Annotated in this window: 15 protein-coding genes; 9 read left to right on the plus strand and 6 right to left on the minus strand. The window is 71.5% G+C overall.

The features are described 5' to 3' along the window. Nucleotides 1–22 precede the first annotated feature (22 nt). The 3 genes from AMETH_RS01065 to AMETH_RS01075 form a co-directional block, all read right to left on the minus strand. Nucleotides 23–769 (minus strand): DUF2382 domain-containing protein, encoded by a 747-nt coding sequence (locus AMETH_RS01065; protein WP_017986170.1) that lies wholly within the window; start codon nucleotides 767–769, stop codon nucleotides 23–25. 138 nt (nucleotides 770–907) lie between these two features. Further along, entirely contained in the window at nucleotides 908–2,197 is a 1,290-nt protein-coding gene (gene serS, locus AMETH_RS01070) for a serine--tRNA ligase (RefSeq protein WP_017986171.1), read from the minus strand. A 67-nt stretch (nucleotides 2,198–2,264) separates the two neighbouring features. Beyond that, nucleotides 2,265–3,020: a maleate cis-trans isomerase family protein gene (locus tag AMETH_RS01075; RefSeq protein ID WP_017986172.1), complete on the minus strand. Its 756-nt coding sequence runs from the start codon at nucleotides 3,018–3,020 to the stop codon at nucleotides 2,265–2,267. A 108-nt stretch (nucleotides 3,021–3,128) separates the two neighbouring features. Between AMETH_RS01075 and AMETH_RS01080 the strand changes: the two genes are divergently transcribed. Further along, the gene (locus AMETH_RS01080) at nucleotides 3,129–3,653 is read left to right on the plus strand and encodes a DUF3558 family protein (RefSeq protein ID WP_017986173.1); all 525 of its coding nucleotides are present in this window, start codon (nucleotides 3,129–3,131) and stop codon (nucleotides 3,651–3,653) included. Nucleotides 3,654–3,889: 236 nt separating this feature from the next. Here the strand turns inward: AMETH_RS01080 and lhgO are convergent, their stop codons facing one another. The 3 genes from lhgO to AMETH_RS01095 are packed head-to-tail and all read right to left on the minus strand — an operon-like array spanning nucleotide 3,890 to nucleotide 6,663. Beyond that, the gene (gene lhgO, locus AMETH_RS01085; RefSeq protein WP_038532633.1) at nucleotides 3,890–5,071 is read right to left on the minus strand and encodes an L-2-hydroxyglutarate oxidase; all 1,182 of its coding nucleotides are present in this window, start codon (nucleotides 5,069–5,071) and stop codon (nucleotides 3,890–3,892) included. A 57-nt stretch (nucleotides 5,072–5,128) separates the two neighbouring features. Beyond that, nucleotides 5,129–6,346, minus strand: coding sequence for an NAD(P)/FAD-dependent oxidoreductase (locus AMETH_RS01090; RefSeq protein WP_017986175.1), 1,218 nt, complete (start codon nucleotides 6,344–6,346; stop codon nucleotides 5,129–5,131). Continuing rightward, nucleotides 6,343–6,663, minus strand: coding sequence for a 2Fe-2S iron-sulfur cluster-binding protein (locus AMETH_RS01095; RefSeq protein ID WP_017986176.1), 321 nt, complete (start codon nucleotides 6,661–6,663; stop codon nucleotides 6,343–6,345). The genes AMETH_RS01090 and AMETH_RS01095 overlap by 4 nt, the downstream gene beginning before the upstream one ends. A gap of 399 nt (nucleotides 6,664–7,062) precedes the next feature. Here AMETH_RS01095 and AMETH_RS01100 point away from each other — a divergent pair, with 399 nt between their 5' ends. The 8 genes from AMETH_RS01100 (at nucleotide 7,063) to AMETH_RS01135 (ending at nucleotide 17,437) form a co-directional block, all read left to right on the plus strand. Beyond that, on the plus strand, nucleotides 7,063–7,740 hold the full coding sequence (locus tag AMETH_RS01100) for a YcnI family copper-binding membrane protein (protein WP_223843025.1): 678 nt from the start codon (nucleotides 7,063–7,065) through the stop codon (nucleotides 7,738–7,740). 28 nt (nucleotides 7,741–7,768) lie between these two features. Beyond that, nucleotides 7,769–9,523, plus strand: a complete 1,755-nt coding sequence (locus tag AMETH_RS01105; RefSeq protein ID WP_017986178.1) for a copper resistance CopC/CopD family protein — start codon at nucleotides 7,769–7,771, stop codon at nucleotides 9,521–9,523. Beyond that, nucleotides 9,523–10,203, plus strand: coding sequence for a helix-turn-helix domain-containing protein (locus tag AMETH_RS01110; protein WP_017986179.1), 681 nt, complete (start codon nucleotides 9,523–9,525; stop codon nucleotides 10,201–10,203). Before AMETH_RS01105 ends, AMETH_RS01110 begins: the two co-directional genes overlap by 1 nt. 341 nt (nucleotides 10,204–10,544) lie before the next feature. Further along, nucleotides 10,545–11,243 carry a hypothetical protein gene (locus AMETH_RS01115; RefSeq protein WP_156131584.1) on the plus strand — a complete coding sequence of 233 codons (699 nt, stop codon included), beginning with the start codon at nucleotides 10,545–10,547 and terminating at the stop codon, nucleotides 11,241–11,243. Between the two features lie 120 nt (nucleotides 11,244–11,363). Next, nucleotides 11,364–13,661, plus strand: coding sequence for a YncE family protein (locus AMETH_RS01120; RefSeq protein WP_017986181.1), 2,298 nt, complete (start codon nucleotides 11,364–11,366; stop codon nucleotides 13,659–13,661). Between the two features lie 106 nt (nucleotides 13,662–13,767). Beyond that, on the plus strand, nucleotides 13,768–14,529 hold the full coding sequence (locus tag AMETH_RS01125; protein WP_017986182.1) for a DUF1775 domain-containing protein: 762 nt from the start codon (nucleotides 13,768–13,770) through the stop codon (nucleotides 14,527–14,529). After that, on the plus strand, nucleotides 14,526–16,064 hold the full coding sequence (locus AMETH_RS01130) for a copper resistance CopC family protein (protein WP_017986183.1): 1,539 nt from the start codon (nucleotides 14,526–14,528) through the stop codon (nucleotides 16,062–16,064). Before AMETH_RS01125 ends, AMETH_RS01130 begins: the two co-directional genes overlap by 4 nt. Continuing rightward, nucleotides 16,061–17,437 (plus strand): PepSY-associated TM helix domain-containing protein, encoded by a 1,377-nt coding sequence (locus AMETH_RS01135; protein WP_017986184.1) that lies wholly within the window; start codon nucleotides 16,061–16,063, stop codon nucleotides 17,435–17,437. The genes AMETH_RS01130 and AMETH_RS01135 overlap by 4 nt, the downstream gene beginning before the upstream one ends. The last annotated feature ends 5 nt before the right edge of the window (nucleotides 17,438–17,442 follow it).

Raw genomic sequence — 17,442 nt, forward strand, 5'->3', positions numbered from 1 at the left:
CCACCACCGTGGCGTCCCCGCGTCAGCGGTTGCGGCGCTGCTTGGTGTCGTCCTCCAGCTCGACGCGCTCCTTGCGCACCTGGCCGGACACGGTCTCCTCGTCGCGTACGGTTTCCTTCGCCAGCCGCACCTTTTCGACCGGCACGGTCTCCTTCTCGACCTTCGGGCGCTCCTCGTGCAGGGTGATCTCCTGCTCCTCGTCGGCGATCCGCGCATTGCCCCGCTCACCATCGGTGATCGGCTCGCGCTCCAGCCGCACCTCCTCGTGCGTCACCGGCACCTTGACCTGCTGTTCCTCGGTGACGGTGTACTTGCGCAGCTTCACCCGGCCGGTCTCGACGCGCTCGGTGCCGACGTTCAGCCGTTCCTCCGAGCGGGTCATCGACTCGCCGGTGGTGCCGCGCTTGCCGGGCTGCGGCGTGGTGCGGCCGCCCCGGTTCTCCTGGCTGGCCCGCGGCGCAGGCATGTCGTAGAACCGGTACAGCTCGGCGGATTCCTGTTCGGACAGGTGCCGGTCGCCGTCGGTCTGCGGCGCCTCGGACACCTTCTCCTTGGTCACCTGCACGTGCAGGCCGTCACGGTCCATCGTGGCGCCCTTGAGCGGCACGAAACTTTCCTTGTGCCCGAACATCCCGGTGCGGACCGTGACCCACTCCGGCTGCTGCGTGTCGTCGGCGACGTAGACCGTGCCGACCTTCCCGATCTTGCGGCCGTGGGTGTCCACCACCGCGTTCTCCATGAGCTCCTCGGGACGCATGGTGCCAGTCATTGCTCACTCCTTCCCCGTTTCCGTTCCGCCATGGGTGTAGACGGATGGGTGGGGGTGCGAAACTGACACCATCGGGGATCACTCACGTGAGCGTCCCCCGGCCTCCGGGAAGGTTGTCCAAGTTGGACAGGCGACCGGTTACGCGGTGCTGCCGTCCGGGTTGATGACCGCGAACCCGGTGTAGGGCACCAGCGCCTCGGGGATCCGGATCGAGCCGTCGGCCTGCTGGTTGTTCTCCAGCACCGCCACCAGCGTGCGCCCGATCGGCAGGCCGGACGCGTTCAGCGTGGCGATCTGCGCCCGCTTGCCGTCCTTGCCCTTGCCACGGATGTTCGCCCGGCGCGCCTGGAACGTGCCGGTGTCCGACGCGCTGGAGATCTCCCGGTAGGTGCCCTGGCTGGGCAGCCACACCTCGACGTCGAAGGTGATCTGCGCGGAGAACCCGGTGTCGCCTGCCGCGAGCTTGATGACCCGGTACGGCAGCCCGAGCTTGCGCAGCGGCGCCTCGGCGTGCGACAGGATCTCGTCCAGCGCCTCGCGCGAGCGCTCCTCCTCGACGAACTGCACCAGCTCGACCTTGGAGAACTCGTGCTGCCGGATCAGGCCGCGGGTGTCCTTGCCGTACGAGCCGGCCTCCGAGCGGAAGCACGGCGTGTGCGCGGTGTAGCGCAGCGGCAGGTCCTCCAGCTGCAGGATCTCGCCCGCGTGCAGGTTGACCAGCGGCACCTCGGCGGTCGGGATGAGGAACAGCTCCCGGTCCGCCACCCCGGTGCGGAACAGGTCCTCTTCGAACTTCGGCAGCTGGCCGGTGCCGGTCATGGTCTGCCGGGTGACCAGCGCGGGCAGGCTGAACTCGGTGTAGCCGTGCTCGCCCGTGTGCACGTCGAGGAAGAACTGCGCCAGCGCCCGCTGCAGTCGCGACCCGGCGCCCTTGAACACCGCGAACCGCGGGCCGGACAGCTTGGTCGCGCGGCCCAGGTCGAGGATCCCGGCGCGCTCGCCGAGGTCGACGTGGTCGAGCGGCTCGAAGTCGAACTCCGGCGGCGTGCCGACGCGGCGCACCTCCTCGGCGAACTCCTCGGTGGCGCCGTCCGGGATCTCGTCGAGCGGGATGTTCGGGATGCCGAGCAGGAACTCGTGCAGCTCCGCCTCGACCTCCCGCTGCTCCTCCTCGAGCCGGGTGATCCGGTTCTTCAGCTCGCGGGCCCGCTCGCGAAGCTCGGTGACGTCCTCACCGCGCTTGGCGGCGGCGCCGACCTCGGCCGCGGCCTTCTTCGACTCGGCCCGCGCCTGGTCGCCCTCGCTGATGACGGAGGACCGCCTGCTCACCAGCTTGCTCAGGTGGTCGGTGTCGAGCACGTACCCGCGGCGGCGCAGCTTGGCGGCCGCGTCCACCTCGGGGTCGAGCAGCTGGCGGGGGTCGTGCATCAGTACTCCTGGTGCGAGCCGGTACGGATGCGCTCCAGCGTAACGAGCCCGACCAGCGGGTTTCGCGCTACCCGGTCGCCAGCCCGAACTCCCGCCGCGCGGGCGCGCCCAGGTCCCAGCCCAGGGGCACGCCGGCGGCGCGCAGGGCCGACCACATGGTCACCTGGTTGGCCGTGAGCACCGGGATGCCCAGCCGCCGCCACAGCGGCTCGATCACGTCGTAGGTGGGCACGTTCGTGCAGCTCACGAACAACGCGTCGGCGCCGGTGGTGTCCAGCTCGGCGACCGCGGCCAGCACGCGCGCGTAGGTCATCTTCCAGATGTCGCCGAGCATGCCGAGCCCGACGCTCGCGGTCGTGGTGATGCCGTACTCGGCGAGGAACGACACCAGCCGGTCGGTGACCGCGTCCACGTACGGCGTGACCACCGCGACCCGGCGCACGCCGAGCGACTCCAGCGCGCTGACCATCGCGCCGGAGGTGGTGACCGCGCGTGACGCCCCGGCGTCGAGCATCGCCGCGACCAGGGCGGCCTCGCCCGCCGCGCCGCCGATGAAGCTGCCGGACGTGCACGAGTAGGCGACGACCTCGGGTTCGGGGACGAGCAGGTCGTGGGTGGCGCGGCGGACGCCGTGCGGGTCGGCCAGCGCCTCGGCGAGCTGCACGGTGACCGGCTCGGGCAGGTAGGGCAGGCGCGTTGTGTGCAGGCACGCGTGGTCGGGCACCCAGCGCCACAGCTCGCGGTCGAGGGCGAAGTCGAACGGCGCGACCACGCCGATCCCGGTCTGGACCGGCAGGGCGATCTCGAACGGATCAGCTGTCATCGCGGCGTCTCCCTCTCCCGGCAGCGCCAGCCAGGCTAGGTTCGGCGTGGGACAACCGATCACGCCGCGAGTTACCGAGCGGTTAAACCTGGTCTGGGGAGGCATTCAGTGAGGTGGCGGATCGCCGCGGTGGTGGCAGCGGCCGGCCTGGTCAGCGCGTGCACGACCACGGTCAGCGGGACACCGCAGCCCGCGCCGGGGCGGATCACGGTGGCGCCGGTCAGCTCGACCGACCCGTGCACGCTGCTCACCACCGACGAGGCCGCCGAGCTGGGGCTCGGCCCGGGCACGCCGAAGCCGGCCCAGCCCTCCTACCGGGTGCCGCCGGGCTGCGAATGGCGCTCACTCGACCCGGACGCCAGCCTCGACGACTCGCTGCAGGCCTACTACGGCACCGACCAGACGATGGAGGAGTACTTCGCCGCGCAGCCGCTCGGGGAGAAGCAGATCGGCGGCATCACGTGGCAGCACTACAGCTCGATCATGGGCGACTGGCTGTGCAACCTGGCCGTCAAGCTCGGCGAGATGGAGTTCGTGGTGCTCAGCGGGCAGAACCTGCTGGACCCGAGCAAGTCGTGCGTGGTGGCCGAACGCGCGGCGCCGATCGTGGCCGCGCACCTGCCGCAGCGCTAGGGCGCGCAGGGGACCTCAAACCCGGCCACGCGACCACCTCGCCCACCGCCCCGAGCGACCAACTCGCCCCCCCCGGAGCGGCAAACACGCCGCCCGGAGCGGCAAACTCGCCGCCCGGAGCGACCAACACGCCGCCCGGAGCGGCAAACACGCGCGTGTTGGCTGGCTGGCGCGTCGTGTTTGCCGTTGTCGGCGTCGTGTTTGCTGCTGCGCGCGTCGTGTTGGCTGGGGCGGCGTCAGCCGACCTGGTCGGCCACGTGCTTGGCGATCTCCAGCGCGCTCGTCGCCGCGGGGGAGGGGGCGTTCAGCACGTGCACCTGGTGCGGCGCGGTCTCGATGAGGAAGTCGTCCACCAGCGAGCCATCCGGGCGCAGCGCCTGGGCCCGCACGCCGGAGCCGTGGCGGACGATGTCGTCCGGGCCGACCGCGGGCACCAGCCGCGCCAGGCTGGCCGCGAACCGGCGCTTCGACAGCGACCGCCGCACCTCCTCCAGCCCGGTCGGGTACGCCCACTTCCGCGCGAGCCGCCACGAGCCGGGGAAGCGGGCGACGTCGACGAGGTCCGCGGGCGACACGTCGCGCCACCGGTAGCCCTCCCGCCGCAGCGCCAGCACCGCGTTCGGCCCGGCGTGGACGCTGCCGTCGAGCATCCGGGTCAGGTGCACGCCGAGGAACGGCAGCGCGGGGTCGGGCACCGGGTAGATGAGCCCGCGCACCAGGTGCCGCCGCTCCGGCCGGAGTTCGTAGTACTCGCCGCGGAACGGGACGATCCGTGCGCTCGGCCGCAGCCCGGCGAGCTCGGCGATCCGGTCGGACTGCAGGCCGGCGCAGTTGACCAGCGCGTCGGCGCGCAGCACCTCGTCGCCGGTGGCGATCTCCACACCACCGGCCCGGCCGGGCCGGATTCCGCGCGCCACGGTGTTCAGCCGCAGGTCGGCGCCGTGTTCGGTGAGCAGCCGGACCAGCGCGGTGCAGACGCGGGGGAAGTCGATGACGCCCGTCGACTCGACCCGCAACGCCCGCACGCACGACACCTCGGGCTCGTACTCGCGGGCCTCCGCGGCGCTGATCAGCTTCGCCGGGACGCCGTTCGCCTCGGCCCGCTGCGCGAGCACGCCCAGTGCGGGCAGTTCGGCCTCGCTGGTGGCGACCACGAGCTTGCCGCACACCTCGACGGGCACCCCGTGCTCGCGGGCGAAGTCCACAATGGACCGGTTGCCCGCGACGGACATCCGCGCCTTCGCCGAGCCCGGCTTGTAGTACAGCCCGGCGTGCACGACGTTGGAGTTGTGACCGGTCTGGTGCGCGGCCCACCGGTCCTCCTTCTCCAGCACGGTCACCGCCGAGCCGCGCCGGGTCAGTTCCCACGCGGTCGCGAGGCCGATGATTCCGCCACCGATGACGACAACCCGGTTCACCACGCCGACAGCGTATACGCCGGCGACCCGGGTGCTGGGCCACTCGGGTGACGCGAGTCAGGCCACGGCGGCCACGTGCTGCCGGAAGTCGAAGCCCGGGGCCAGCAGCTCGCGGTCCAGCGACCCGCCCGCGGTGAACAGCTTGCGCGCCGCCATGTGGTCGGGTGTCCGGTTCACCGACTCGACGCACACGAGCCGCCCCGCGCGGAAGCAGAACACCGAGAACGAGCCCGCGTCCGGGTCGCCGTGCACGATCGCCTCGTCGTGGTCCGTGCCCAGCCCCGCGATCTGCAGCCGCGCGTCGAACTGGTTGCTCCAGAACCACGGCACCGACGCGTACGGCTCCGCGGTGCCGGTCAGCCGCGTGGCCAGGCAGCGGGCGTGGTCCACCGCGTTCTGCACCGACTCCAGCCGCAGCGGGCCGCGCGCGTGCCGGCTCGGGTAGACCGCGCAGTCGCCGACCGCGGAGACGCGCAGGTCCGATGTGGACATCTGCTCGTCGACCACGATGCCGTCGTCCACGGCCAGTCCGGCGTCGGCCGCCAGCTCCGTGTTGGGCACCACGCCGATGCCGACGACCACCAGGTCGGCGGGCAGCACCGAGCCGTCCGCCAGCTCCACCCCGGTCACCTCGTGGCCGCCGTGCAGGGCGACCACCGACGCGCCGAACAGCACCCGCGTGCCCCGCCGCTCGTGCAGCTCCCGGTAGTGCGCCGACACCGCGGGCGACACGGCCCGGCGCATCAACCGGTCCGACGCCTCCAGCACGGTGACCGACAACCCGAGCTTGGCCACCGACGCGGCGAACTCCAGGCCGATGAACCCGCCCCCGATCACCACCACGTTTCGCGCCCCGTCGATCCGCTCGCGCAGCGCGTCGGCGTCCGCGCGGGTGCGCAGGCCCAGCACGCCGTCGAGTTTCGCGCCCGGCACCGGCAGTTCGCGGTTGCGGGTCCCGGTGGTGAGCACGAGGTGCCCGTACTCCAGTTCACGCTCGTCGGCGAGTGCGACGCGGCAACGGTCCCGGTCGATCCCCACCGCCCGCCCGCACACGAGCTCGATGCCGTGCTTGTCGTAGAACGTCTGCGGTCGCAGCGCGAGACGCTCGCCCGGCAGGGCGCCCGAGAGGTAGGCCTTCGACAACGGCGGGCGCTGGTACGGCACGCCCGGCTCGTCCCCGACGAGCACCACCCGGCCCTGGTGCCCCTTCTCGCGGAGCGAGGCGGCGACCTGGAAACCCGCCTGCCCCGCGCCCACGATCACCACGTCGGTCACTGTTCCTCCGGCACGGTCACGGTCAGGCTGTCGAGTTCCTCGGTGACCTCGATCTGGCAGGACAGCCTGCTGTTCTCGGCGCGGGGGCACGCGGTGTTGTCGAGCATCGCGTCCTCGTCCGCCTGCGGCAGCGGCAGTTTCTCGATCTGGCCGGGGTCGACGTACACGTGGCAGGTCGCGCAGATGGCGTTCCCGCCGCACTCGGCGACGATCCCGCCGACCCCCGCTTCGATCGCGGCCTCCATGACCGACATGCCTGCCTGCACGTCGAACGACTCGGCCGAGCCGTCCTGCTGAACATAAGTGATCTTGGGCATGACGCTGCTCCCACCTCTCCTCTCCGGCGGCGTGTTGCCCGCAGAACGCTAACAGCCCGGTATTTCGGAAATGTTAGTTCTGGCCCCGGTTCGCGCGAGGCGGGCTGTGCGGAAGATTTCTTCGACGGAGGAGTGGCCGGCGAGTTGGGATGATATTGCCTCAGCCGACTCCCGGCAATCGGGTGCGGAAAAAGAGGTTCCGGTCAACATAGGGCTTTGACCTGCGGAAACCAGGCAAGGCAAGTGGCCGGAATTTGCCTTCCCGGTAGCATTCGACATCCGTCCGGAGCGGTTTGTGACGTGACGTTAACAGTGGTGCCACATGTGCGACACGAGCACCGGCAGTATTGGGCCACGCCGCGACTTCCGCCGTCGCGGTGACAACCGAAAGGATCCGCATTGCGCGCACCGCATTTGCGTCGCATTGTCGCTGCCACCGCGGTCGGCATCGCGGCGATGTTCCTGCTGCCACCGGCCGCGTGGGCGCACGTCCCGGTCTCGCCGGACACCGCCGAAACCGGCGAGCGGGCCACCGTCGCCTTTCGCGTGCCCAACGAACGCGACGACGCCACCACCGTCCGCCTCGAGGTCCGCTTCCCCGAGGACAAGCCGCTGGCTTCGGTCACCCCGCAGACCGTGGCGGGCTGGAGCGTGTCCGTCACCACGACCGAACTCCCGCAACCGGTCGCCACCGAGCACGGCACCATCAGCGAAGCGGTCACCGCGATCGTCTGGGAGGGCGGGCAGATCCCCGTCGGCACCTACCAGGACTTCCCGGTCGGCATCGCCTCGCCGCCCGCGGGAACGCTGGTCATGAAGACCCTGCAGACCTACTCCGACGGGCAGGTCGTGCGGTGGATCGACGTGCCGCAGGCCGGGCAGGCGGAGCCGGAGCACCCGGCGCCGGCGCTGTCCGTGGCGCCACCGGCCGCGCCGGGGTCCACTTCGGACACCACCGCGCGGGTGCTCGGCGGGGCGGGCCTGGCCGCCGGACTGGTCGCGCTCGGCTGGGCCGCCGTGCGCCGCAAGCCGGCGCCGTTCCTCGCGGTCGGTGAGCGTGAAAAGGCCAGGCTGTAGGGGCCGCGGTATGAACAGGGACGGGAGCATGCCCCGGTGGGCGGCGCGCCTGGTCGTCGTGCTCGGCGCGCTCGTGGCCGCGGCGCTCGGCGGGGCGGGCCAGGCGTCCGCGCACGCGGTGCTGATCGGCACGACGCCGGGCGGCTTCGAGGTGCTGGAGTCCGCGCCACGCGAAGTGACGTTGCAGTTCAACGAGCCCGTCGAGGCGGCCAAGGTGACCGTGATCGGCCCGGGTGGCGGGGCCGTGGGCGGGGTGTCCGCGCCGGCGCACCCACCGGGCAAGGCGGACGTCGTGGTCGTGATGCTGCCGTCCGGCCTCACCGAGGGCACCTACACGGTCAGCTACCGCGTGGTGTCGGCCGACGCCCACCCGGTGCCGGGCGCCTTCGCGTTCAGCATCGGCTCGGTCACCGGCGGCGTGGCGGCGAACGCGGGCGAGCAGACCGCGGACGGCGTGGTGTCGGCGCTGTACGCGGTGGCGCGGTGGCTCGGCTACGCGGGCGTGGCCCTGTTGCTGGGCACCGCGTTCTTCGTCGCCGCGTGCTGGCCGGGCGGCGAGGCGATGCCCGCGGTGCGGCGGATGCTCTGGACCGGGTGGGGCACGCTGCTGGGCGCGACGGTGCTGGCGTTCGTGTCCTACGGGCCGTACTCGGCGGCTGGGACCGCCGCCGATCTGCTCGATCCGCAGCTCCTGGGCGCGACGCTGGGTAGCCGCATGGGACTGCTGCTCGTCGTGCGCGTCGTGTTGCTGGGACTGATCGCCGCGGTGCTCGTCCACGTGTTCCGGCGGACGTCGTTCGCCGAGTACCAGGCCCGCGACCACCGGCGGCGGGCCGCGCTGGTGCTGACCGCCGGGGGCGCACTCGCGATCACCTGGAGCCTGACCAACCACAGCGTCACCGGCGCTCAGGTCGCGCTCTCGCTGCCGGTCGACGCGATCCACCTGGTGGCGATGGCGGTGTGGCTCGGCGGTCTGCCCGTCCTGCTCGGTGTGCTGCTGCGCTCGGGTGATGTGTTCGGCATGCGGATCGCCATCCCGCGGTTCTCCCGCACCGCGCTGGTCTGCGTCGCCGTGCTGGTGGTGACCGGCACCTACCAGGCCTGGCGCGAGGTCGGCAGCCTGACGGCGCTGTTCGCCACCAGCTACGGCGCCGTGCTGCTGGCGAAGGTCGGGCTCGTGGTGGTGCTCGTGCTGCTGGGCGTGCTGGCCCGGCACTGGGTGCGCAGGCACTACACCTACGCGCCGGTGGTGTCCAAGAAGCGCAAGACCTACCGCGGCCCGGAGGAGCGCGAGGTCAGCCGGTTCCGGCGGATGATCGCGACCGAGGCCGTGCTGGCCGCCGTGGTGCTCGGGGTGACGGCGTTCCTGGTGAGCGCCGAACCGGCCACCGCCGAGCTGGCCCGGGAGCGGGCGGAGGCGGAGATCCCGGCGCGGACCGGACCGGTGAACGTCGTCCTGCCGTTCGACGCCGGCGGTGGACCGGCTGGCGCCGGGCAACTGGCGGCGCTGGTGACCCCGGGAGCGGTGGGGCGCAACGAGGTCCACCTCGCGGTGCTGGACGCGCAGCGGCGGCCGAAGCAGGTGGCCGAGCTGACCGCGTCGCTGAGCCTGCCGTCGAAGTCGGTCGGCCCGCTGCCGGTCGCGTTACAGTTCATCGGCGGCGACCACGCCATCGCGGTGAACGTGCCGGTCACCATGCCCGGGATGTGGGAGCTGGCCGTCACCGTGCGAACGTCCGAAGTGGACCAGGCTGTCGTGCGGATCCCGGTGGGGGCGCGCTGATGACCACGGACGCGCGGAGGTTGTCGGCACCGGAACTGGAACGGCAGCGCCGCCGCGCGGTGGCCGCCGTGACGGCCGGCCTGTCGCAGGGCCGGGTCCCGACGATGTTCGGGGTCAGCCGCAAGACCGCGGGCGTCTGGGTCCGGGCCTACCAGGCGACCGGCGAGCAGGCGTTCCCGCCGCAGCGCCGGGGCCGCCGGATGGGCGAGTGCCTTGCCCTGTCCGGCGAGCAGCAGGACCGGATCGTCGCGGTGGTCGCCGCCGGTCTGCCCGACGCGGCCGGCCTGCCGCACCTGCTGTGGACGCGCCGGGCGGTGACCGAGCTGGTCGAGCGCGAGTTCGGCATCCGGATCAGCCCGGCTACGGCGGACCGCTACCTGACCCGCTGGGGGCTGACCGGACCGCGGGAGTACGTGGGCGACGGCCTGGTGGTGCGCTGGACCGCGCCGCGCGGGCTGCACGCGCTGGTCGCGGTGACGAACCGCGGGCTGGTGTTCTTCCGCGCCGGGCGGCTGCCGTTCGACGTGGCGCAACTGGTGGATTTCCGCAACCGGCTGCGCATGCAGCTCGCTCGTGAAGTCACCGCGGTCGTCACGGAATGGCCTGCGGCGCAACAGCAACTGCTGGAGAGGTGGTGCTCGGCGGACCGGAACGTGATCGCCGGGTTGTCCCTCGGCTGAACCGCTCGACCCCGAGCCCCGTGGCACTCGCGCCGCGGGGGCTCGTTCGGGTGCCCGCGATTCCTTGTTTCGGAACGGTGAACATGTCCGGTGCGCGAAAAATCTTCGAGGTGATTTCCGCGGATTCGGCCGCTCGACCGGGTGATGGCCGGGGCAAAATCGTTCCGGGAGGCGGGGGGAAACGGCTGTTCAGCGTCGCGCTGTGGATCCGGAAACATTTGCGAAAAGGGCTCGCGCGGGCGTTTTCGGGCTGCTGGTCAGGGCCGGTTCTGCCATGTCACGATGATCCCGGAATCAAGGTTTCCACAACGGACGGCGAAATTCCTGAGAGAAGGCCAAGAATGCGATTCCGACGTCATCTCGCGGCAGGCGCGCTGACGGTGGGCTGCCTCGGTGGCATGATCGTGGGCGCCGCCGAGGCGGGTGCCGAGGAACCGGTCGCCGCCCCCGGCTGCACGGCGCCGGCGCCGGACGCCTCCCCGCTCCCTGGCGTGGACCTCGCCGACGGGCTCGCGTCCATCCCGCTCCTCGGGCCGGTCCTGCAGCCGCTCACCGAGACGGTGACCGGGGTGGTCGGCTCGACCTGCGAGATCCTCGTGCCGCCGGTCCACCCGGAAGCACCGGGCACGGGCGAGCAGCAGCCACCCGCGACGCCGTCCGCCACCCCGCCGTCCTCCTCGCCGAGCGCGAACAGTGCCGGGACGCCGTCCGGCGGTCGCCTGACGGCCCAGGAGAGCAGCGGTGGCGGCGCCACCGCGCGCTTCGGGTTCGCCGACCCCCTGCCGTTCGGGCCCGCGCTCAACTTCGGCGCACCCGGCGCGCCACCGCAGGCCGTGGCCGCCGGGAAAACCGATGTGGTGAGCACGCAGCGGCCGACGGGCACGGCGGAAGCGTTGCCGGTGGCCCGGGACGAATTGTCCCAGCCGGTTCTGCTGGCGACTCTCGCCCTCACGCTGGTGAGCGCGCAATTGGTACGCACCTGGGTTCGGCGGATGCGCGGGGAAGTATTCAACGTGGCCATCGGCCCGGCAAATACCTGAACCACGCCTGCTCTGGTTTTCCGTCCGAAAGGGTTCGGACGGCTGTGGAGAGAAAGGAAGCACATGCCCGAAAACGCTCCCCCGGGAGCCGGGAAGAGGCGGTCCCGCCGCCTCAAAACGGTGATCCCGTTGGCGGCAGTCGCGCTGGGCGCGACGACGGTGGCCGCGGTGCCGGCCGCCGCGCTGCCAGTGGGTGTCGGCCCCGTGCCGATCACCTTCACGTTGAACGACAGCAACGGCAACTGGTTCGACTCGGGCCTGCAGCTGTTCGGCGGCAAGTCGCTGGCCGTGGCGGAGCTGCCGCGCCTCGGCACCTCCGCGCTGGACGGCGACATCATCCCGAGCCTGCCGGACGGCACGCTCGGCCTGTCGAACCTGCCGCTGGGCCAGCTCGACACGGCCCAGTCCAACGGGCTGCTGAACCTGGACCTGGTCGATTCGCTGACCGGCCTGGTCTCCAGCGACCCGGCGAAGGCGATGCCGTCCCTCGGGCAGCTCGGCGGCCTGACCGACCTGCTGAACCTGGACAGCACGCTGTCCGCGGTGAAGAACATCGCCGCCACCGAGCCGCGCGCGGCGACGTCGGCGGCGAAGGCCGAGGGCCTGCTCAGCCGGTTCCAGGCCGAGGTGGCGAGCCTGCCCGCGGACCAGCCGATCAGCCTGGACGGCCTCCCGGTCGGCCTCGACCTGCAGAAGGCTCTGGACGACCTGGCGACGTTCGCGGTGAAGGGCCCGGCCATCACGGCCAACTTCACCATCGGCAGCCCGAAGAACCAGTCGCTGCACGACATCACGTCGCTCATCTGGCCGGAGGGGGCGCCCTTCTTCGAACAGATGGGCGCGTTCGCCGGCTCCGACTCCACGCAGCTGACCGAGCCCGGCCTGTACGCGTGGACCTGCACGATCCACCCGTACATGCTGGGTGCGACCGTGGTCGACGACCCGCTCACCATCGGCCTGGACTTCGGCAAGAACCTGAAGGTCAACTCGCGTGACCTGACGGTTCCGTCCAACGCGGACGTCATCCAGCAGCTGGTGCGCATCTTCTTCACCGCGACGGTGCCGGACAACTGGCAGACCTACAGCACCACCGAGTCGTCGCAGTGGAACCCGGTGTTCCCGCCCGCGCCGATCCTGCAGTACGACGCACAGGGCAACCCGGTGCTGGTGCCGATCCTGGACGCGTACTACGACAAGAAGTTCGGGTACCCCAAGACCCTCGACAAGCTGACCCCGCCGCAGACCCCTGGCGTGGGTGAGGTCTGGATCGACACCCAGATGGAGGAGTACGCGGGCAAGGACTACGTCGGCGCCGCCACGAAGGTCAACGTGGAGAACTGGACGGTCGACCGCAAGATCTCCGGTTCGAGCATCAACATGAACAACCCGCACAACATGTGGACGGACAAGAACTACAAGTACCTGTACCAGACCGAGTGGTTCGACGACGAGCTCTCCGTCTTCGACCGGTCCACCGGTCAGCACGTCCGCACGATCGAAGTCGGTCCGGACCCGTCACACGTCATGACCCGCACCGACACCGACCAGGTCCAGGTCGCCATCAACGGTGGCACGGACGTCGTCGAGCTCTCTCCTGGTGCGGAGAAGATCGAACGCCGCATCCCCGTGGGTCCACCGGGTGACTTCCCGCAACACCCGCACGCGTTCTGGCTCAGCTCGGACGGCAAAACCACGGTCACGCCGAACGTGAACCCGTACGACGCGTCCGTGGTGGACAACGAAACGGGCACGTGGCGCAAGGAGCCGACCGGCGAACTGCCGATCGCCTCCAGCATGATGTCCGACCAGTCGAAGTTCTACATGGCCGACTTCCTCGGCGGGAGCATCTCGTGCGTCTCCCTCGCCGAAGACGCCTGCGTCAAGGACGGCAAGAAGGTCCACAACGCGAGCATCGACCTGTGGGACAACTACAACCCGGTCACCGGGCGGAACGGCACCAAGCCGTGGGGTGGTCTCACCATCCAGCTCCCGGTGAGCCCGGACGAGAAGGGCATGCTGGCCGCCAACACCTTCAGCGCCACCGTCTCGGTCATCGACCCGAAGACCGACAAGGTGGTCAAGGAGCTGCCCTGCAACGCGGGTTGCCACGGCATCAACTTCGGTGCCAAGAAGGGTGGCGGGTACTACGCCTACGTGTCGAACAAGTTCTCGAACGCCGCTCAGGTCATCGACATCGACCCGAACATGGACGGGAACATCGCCGACGCCGCCGTAGTCGGTCAGCTGGTGCTGGCCCCGACCGCGGACACCAAGTCGGACGGCACGCTGACCGGACAGCCCGGCATGGGTGGTCAGGGCGTGCTGCCCATCCCGTTGGCCTACAACGGCTGGTCGCAGCAGGTTCCCGCAGGCTGGCGGGAGAAGCTGACCCCCGAGCAGCTGAACCCGATCGGCTGAGCTGGTTCCGCAGCAGCTCAGCCCGATCGATCCACCCACCCCGTGAGGGAAACCGTGGTCCGGAGCGGCCCGCCCGCTCCGGACCACGGCCGTTCAGGAGACCGCCATGCCCGCATCCCCCAGGTCCTTCGCGCGCGCCCTGTCCGCGCTGTTCCTCGCCTCGTGCGCGCTGCTCGGCCTGGCCGCCCCGGCCGCCGCGCAGGTGTCGATCGTGCCCGGCTCCGTCAAGGGCGGCAGCACCGAGACCTTCGCCTTCCGCCTGGCCAACCAGCGCACCGACACCCAGAGCAACCGGCTCGAAATCGTGTTCCCGCAGAGTCCCCCGATCGCCTTCGCCGAGGTCAAGCCCGCCCGCGGCTGGACCGCCAAGATCAACCCGCGCCCGCTCGACCCGCCGCAGCAGTCCGGTGACCGCATGATGAACCAGGTCGTCGGCTCGATCGTGCTGGAGGGCGGCGAGGTCGGCCCCGGCCAGTTCGAGCAGTTCCTCGTCACCCTCGGCCCGCTGCCCGAGCAGGGCGACCTGGTGCTCGACACCGTCCAGGGCTACACCAGCGGCGCCACCGACCGGTTCTCCGCCGCGGCAGGCAACGCGCCGGTGATCGTCGTCAGCCCCAGCGCCGCCCAGGGCGCCCCGCCGCCCGCGGTGATCGAAGCGAACCGGGCCGACCAGGCCGTCGCGGCCGCCGAGCAGCAGGCCGAGGAACAGGCGAACAGCGGCGGCATCACCCCGTTCGCCTTTCTGTGGGGCGTCCTCGGGCTCGCGTTCCTGGTGGTGGCCCTGGTCGGGCTCCGCACCCACCTGCTGCACCGCCGCGCGCCGGATCCCGAGCCGAAGCCCGAGCCGGAGAAGGTGAGCAACGGATGACGACGCTGGACAGACCGCCCGCCGTCACCCGGAACCGCCGCGCGGCACGACTGCTTCCGTTCCTGCTGCTCATCGCCGCCTGCTGGACCTCGTTGCTGACGCTGTCCTCGCCGGTGTCGCCGGAGGCGCCCGTGCTGGTGTCGTCGGCGCCCGGCAACGGCCAGGTCACCCGGCCCGACGACATCGTCCTGACCTTCGACCGGCCGGTGCCCGCCGGCCTCTCGACGATCCGGATGACCGACCCGTACAAGCGCCCCGTCGACCCGGGCCGTCCGGTGCACGCCGACGGCCGCGACAACACGCTCTCCGTGCCGGTGCCGAAGCAGAAGTACGCGGGCACCTACACCATCGCCTGGAGCGTGCCGGTGACCGGGCAGGACGCGGCCACCGGGACGTTCACCTTCGACCTCGCCTCACGCAGCCCCGTGCAGGCGTCGCCCGCGCTGGACGCCCGGCCCGGTGTGGTGGTGACGGTCGTGTACGGCGTCGCGCAGTTCCTCGCGTTCGCCGCACTCGCCCTGCTCGCCGGGGTGGTCCTGTTCGTCGCCGTGGTGTGGCCCGACGGCGCGGAGTCCACTGTGGTCCGTCGCATGGCGGCCTGGGCGTGGGGCGGGCTGCTCGGCGGGACCGTGCTGTCGCTGCTGACCTTCGGGCCGTACACGGCGAAGCTGCCGCTGACCGCCATCCTCGACGGCCGCCTCCTCTCCGGGGTGCTGGAGTCCGCGACCGGTCACGCGTACCTCGCGCGGCTGCTCGTCGTCGCGGTGGCCGGCATCGGGATCGCGCAGTTCCTTACCATGACGCCTGCGGAGTCGGCGCGGGAGCCGCGGCTGCGTGGCGGCACCGTGCTCGCCTGCACCGCCGCGGTCATGGCGACGTGGAGCTTCACCGGGCCCGGCTCGGTCGTGGCCGGCGTCGTGCACCTCACCGCGCTGGCCGTGCTCGCCGGCGTGCTGGTGGTGCTGCGACGGTTCCCCGGTGCGGCGAAGCGGCCGAAGGCACTGGTCGTGATGTGCGCCGGGCTGCTCGCGGTGACCGCGAGCGCGCAGGTGTGGCAGCACCTCGGGAGCCTCGCCGGCTGGCTGTGGGCCGGGTTCGCGGTGCTCGTGCTGGTGCTGGGCCTGCTCGCACTGGCCGGACGGCTGTCGCTGGTGCAGACCGGGCTCGCGGTCACGCTCGTCGGCGTGAGCACGGCGTTGTCCGTGGTTCCCGCCGGTCCCGCGCCCGCGCCGCAGGCCCCGCTGGTGCGGCTCGCGTTGTCCACCGGCGCGCTCGACCTCGCGGTCGTCCCGGCGCGGGTGGGGGACAACCAGGTGCACGTCACGGTCCTCGACGCCAAACCGGGCACCGCGATCACCGCCGAACTCGCCCCGCCGTCCGGCGCAACGGTCCCGGTGCCGTTCGCGGCCGCAGAGGCGGGGCACCTGGTCGGTTCGGTGTCCGTGCCGTCGGCCGGGCCGTGGGAGCTCGCCCTGACCGCGCGGACGCCGGACGGGCAGCAGGAAGTCATCTACGGCGTCATCGAGGTCCGATGAGCACGACGACCGAGACCCGCCCGCCGGGAAAGCGGAAGAAGCAGCCCGCGCGCGGGATGACCGGCCTGCGGGTGATCGCCCGCCGGGTCCACTTCATGGCGGGCATCGTCGTCTCGCCGTTCCTCGTGGTGCTGAGCCTGACCGGGCTGGTGTACGTGTTCAGCCCACAGATCCACGACAACCTGTACCACTCGCAGCTGTACGTCAACGCGGTCGGCGCGACGCCGAAACCGGCGTCGGAACAGGTCCGCGCGGCGATGACCGCGCACCCGGAAGCCGCGCTGCGGCAGGTGATCACGTCACCGGCGCCGGACCGCACCACCCGCGTGGTGCTGTCCGTGCCCGGGCTGCCCGGCGGCGACGACGGGCAGGCGCGCACCGTGTTCGTCGACCCGTACACCGGCTACATCAACGGCGAGCTGACCACCGCAGGCAACCGGATGCCTGCCAACACGTGGTTGCGGGACCTGCACAGCAACCTGCACCTCGGCGAGCCTGGGCGGTGGTACGCGGAACTGTGCGCGAGCTGGCTGCCGGTGATCGTCCTCGGTGGACTGGTGCTGTGGCTCGCGCAGTCGCGGCGGCGCAGGCGCACCCGTGAGCTGTTCGTCCCGCCCCGCAAGGCGAAGGGCGGCTGGCTGCGGCTGCGCGGGCTGCACGGTCCGCTCGGGTTGTGGCTGTCGGCGGGCCTGGTGGTGATCGCGATCAGCGGACTGCTCATCTCGCAGTTCACCGGCGGCCGCGACAGCCAGGAGAACGACCCGATGCGCCTGCGCGCGCCCACGCTGGCGGCCGCGCCGGTCGTCGTGCCGGAGGGCGTCGAACCGATCGGCGTCGACCGGGTGCTGGAGATCGCCAAGTCCCAGGGGCTGCACGGGGAACTGCTGGTGACGGCGCCGTCGCGGGCGGGGGCGGTCTACACCGTGATGGAGCGCGCGGCCGGGATCCCCCTGCAGCGCGACAACATCAGCATCGACCCGTTCACCGGCGAGGTGACCGAGCACATCGGCTGGGACGACTACTCGTTCCTGGCGAAGCTGACGTCGGTCGCGGCGGAGTTCCACACCGGGACGCTGTTCGGGCTGGCCAACCAGATCGTGCTGACGGTGCTGGTGACCGGACTGCTGGTCCTGATCGGACTCGGCTACCGGATGTGGTGGGTGCGCAGCCCGTACCAGGGCAAGTGGAAGGCCCTGCCGACGGCGGCCTGGAAGCAGCTGTCGCTGCCGATGGCGGCGCTGGGGTTCCTCGTGATCGTCGCGCTCACGTGGGTGCTCCCGGTGTTCGGGGCGAGCCTGCTGGTGTTCCTGGCGGTGGACGCGGCGATTTCCGCGCGGCAGGGCCGGAAGAAGCCGGTGCCGCGGGCCTCGTAGCGGCT

Origin of the sequence: Amycolatopsis methanolica 239, from assembly GCF_000739085.1 — a bacterium.
Lineage (GTDB): Bacteria > Actinomycetota > Actinomycetes > Mycobacteriales > Pseudonocardiaceae > Amycolatopsis_E > Amycolatopsis_E methanolica.

What these genes read in the sequence shown, in the direction of transcription:
- AMETH_RS01065 (WP_017986170.1), bottom strand. Translation starts at nt 769, where the DNA reads ATGACTGGCACCATGCGTCCCGAGGAGCTCATGGAGAACGCGGTGGTG.
- serS (WP_017986171.1), bottom strand. Translation starts at nt 2,197, where the DNA reads ATGCACGACCCCCGCCAGCTGCTCGACCCCGAGGTGGACGCGGCCGCC.
- AMETH_RS01075 (WP_017986172.1), bottom strand. Translation starts at nt 3,020, where the DNA reads ATGACAGCTGATCCGTTCGAGATCGCCCTGCCGGTCCAGACCGGGATC.
- AMETH_RS01095 (WP_017986176.1), bottom strand. Translation starts at nt 6,663, where the DNA reads ATGCCCAAGATCACTTATGTTCAGCAGGACGGCTCGGCCGAGTCGTTC.
- AMETH_RS01105 (WP_017986178.1), top strand. Translation starts at nt 7,769, where the DNA reads ATGCCCCGGTGGGCGGCGCGCCTGGTCGTCGTGCTCGGCGCGCTCGTG.
- AMETH_RS01110 (WP_017986179.1), top strand. Translation starts at nt 9,523, where the DNA reads ATGACCACGGACGCGCGGAGGTTGTCGGCACCGGAACTGGAACGGCAG.
- AMETH_RS01115 (WP_156131584.1), top strand. Translation starts at nt 10,545, where the DNA reads ATGCGATTCCGACGTCATCTCGCGGCAGGCGCGCTGACGGTGGGCTGC.
- AMETH_RS01125 (WP_017986182.1), top strand. Translation starts at nt 13,768, where the DNA reads ATGCCCGCATCCCCCAGGTCCTTCGCGCGCGCCCTGTCCGCGCTGTTC.
- AMETH_RS01130 (WP_017986183.1), top strand. Translation starts at nt 14,526, where the DNA reads ATGACGACGCTGGACAGACCGCCCGCCGTCACCCGGAACCGCCGCGCG.
- AMETH_RS01135 (WP_017986184.1), top strand. Translation starts at nt 16,061, where the DNA reads ATGAGCACGACGACCGAGACCCGCCCGCCGGGAAAGCGGAAGAAGCAG.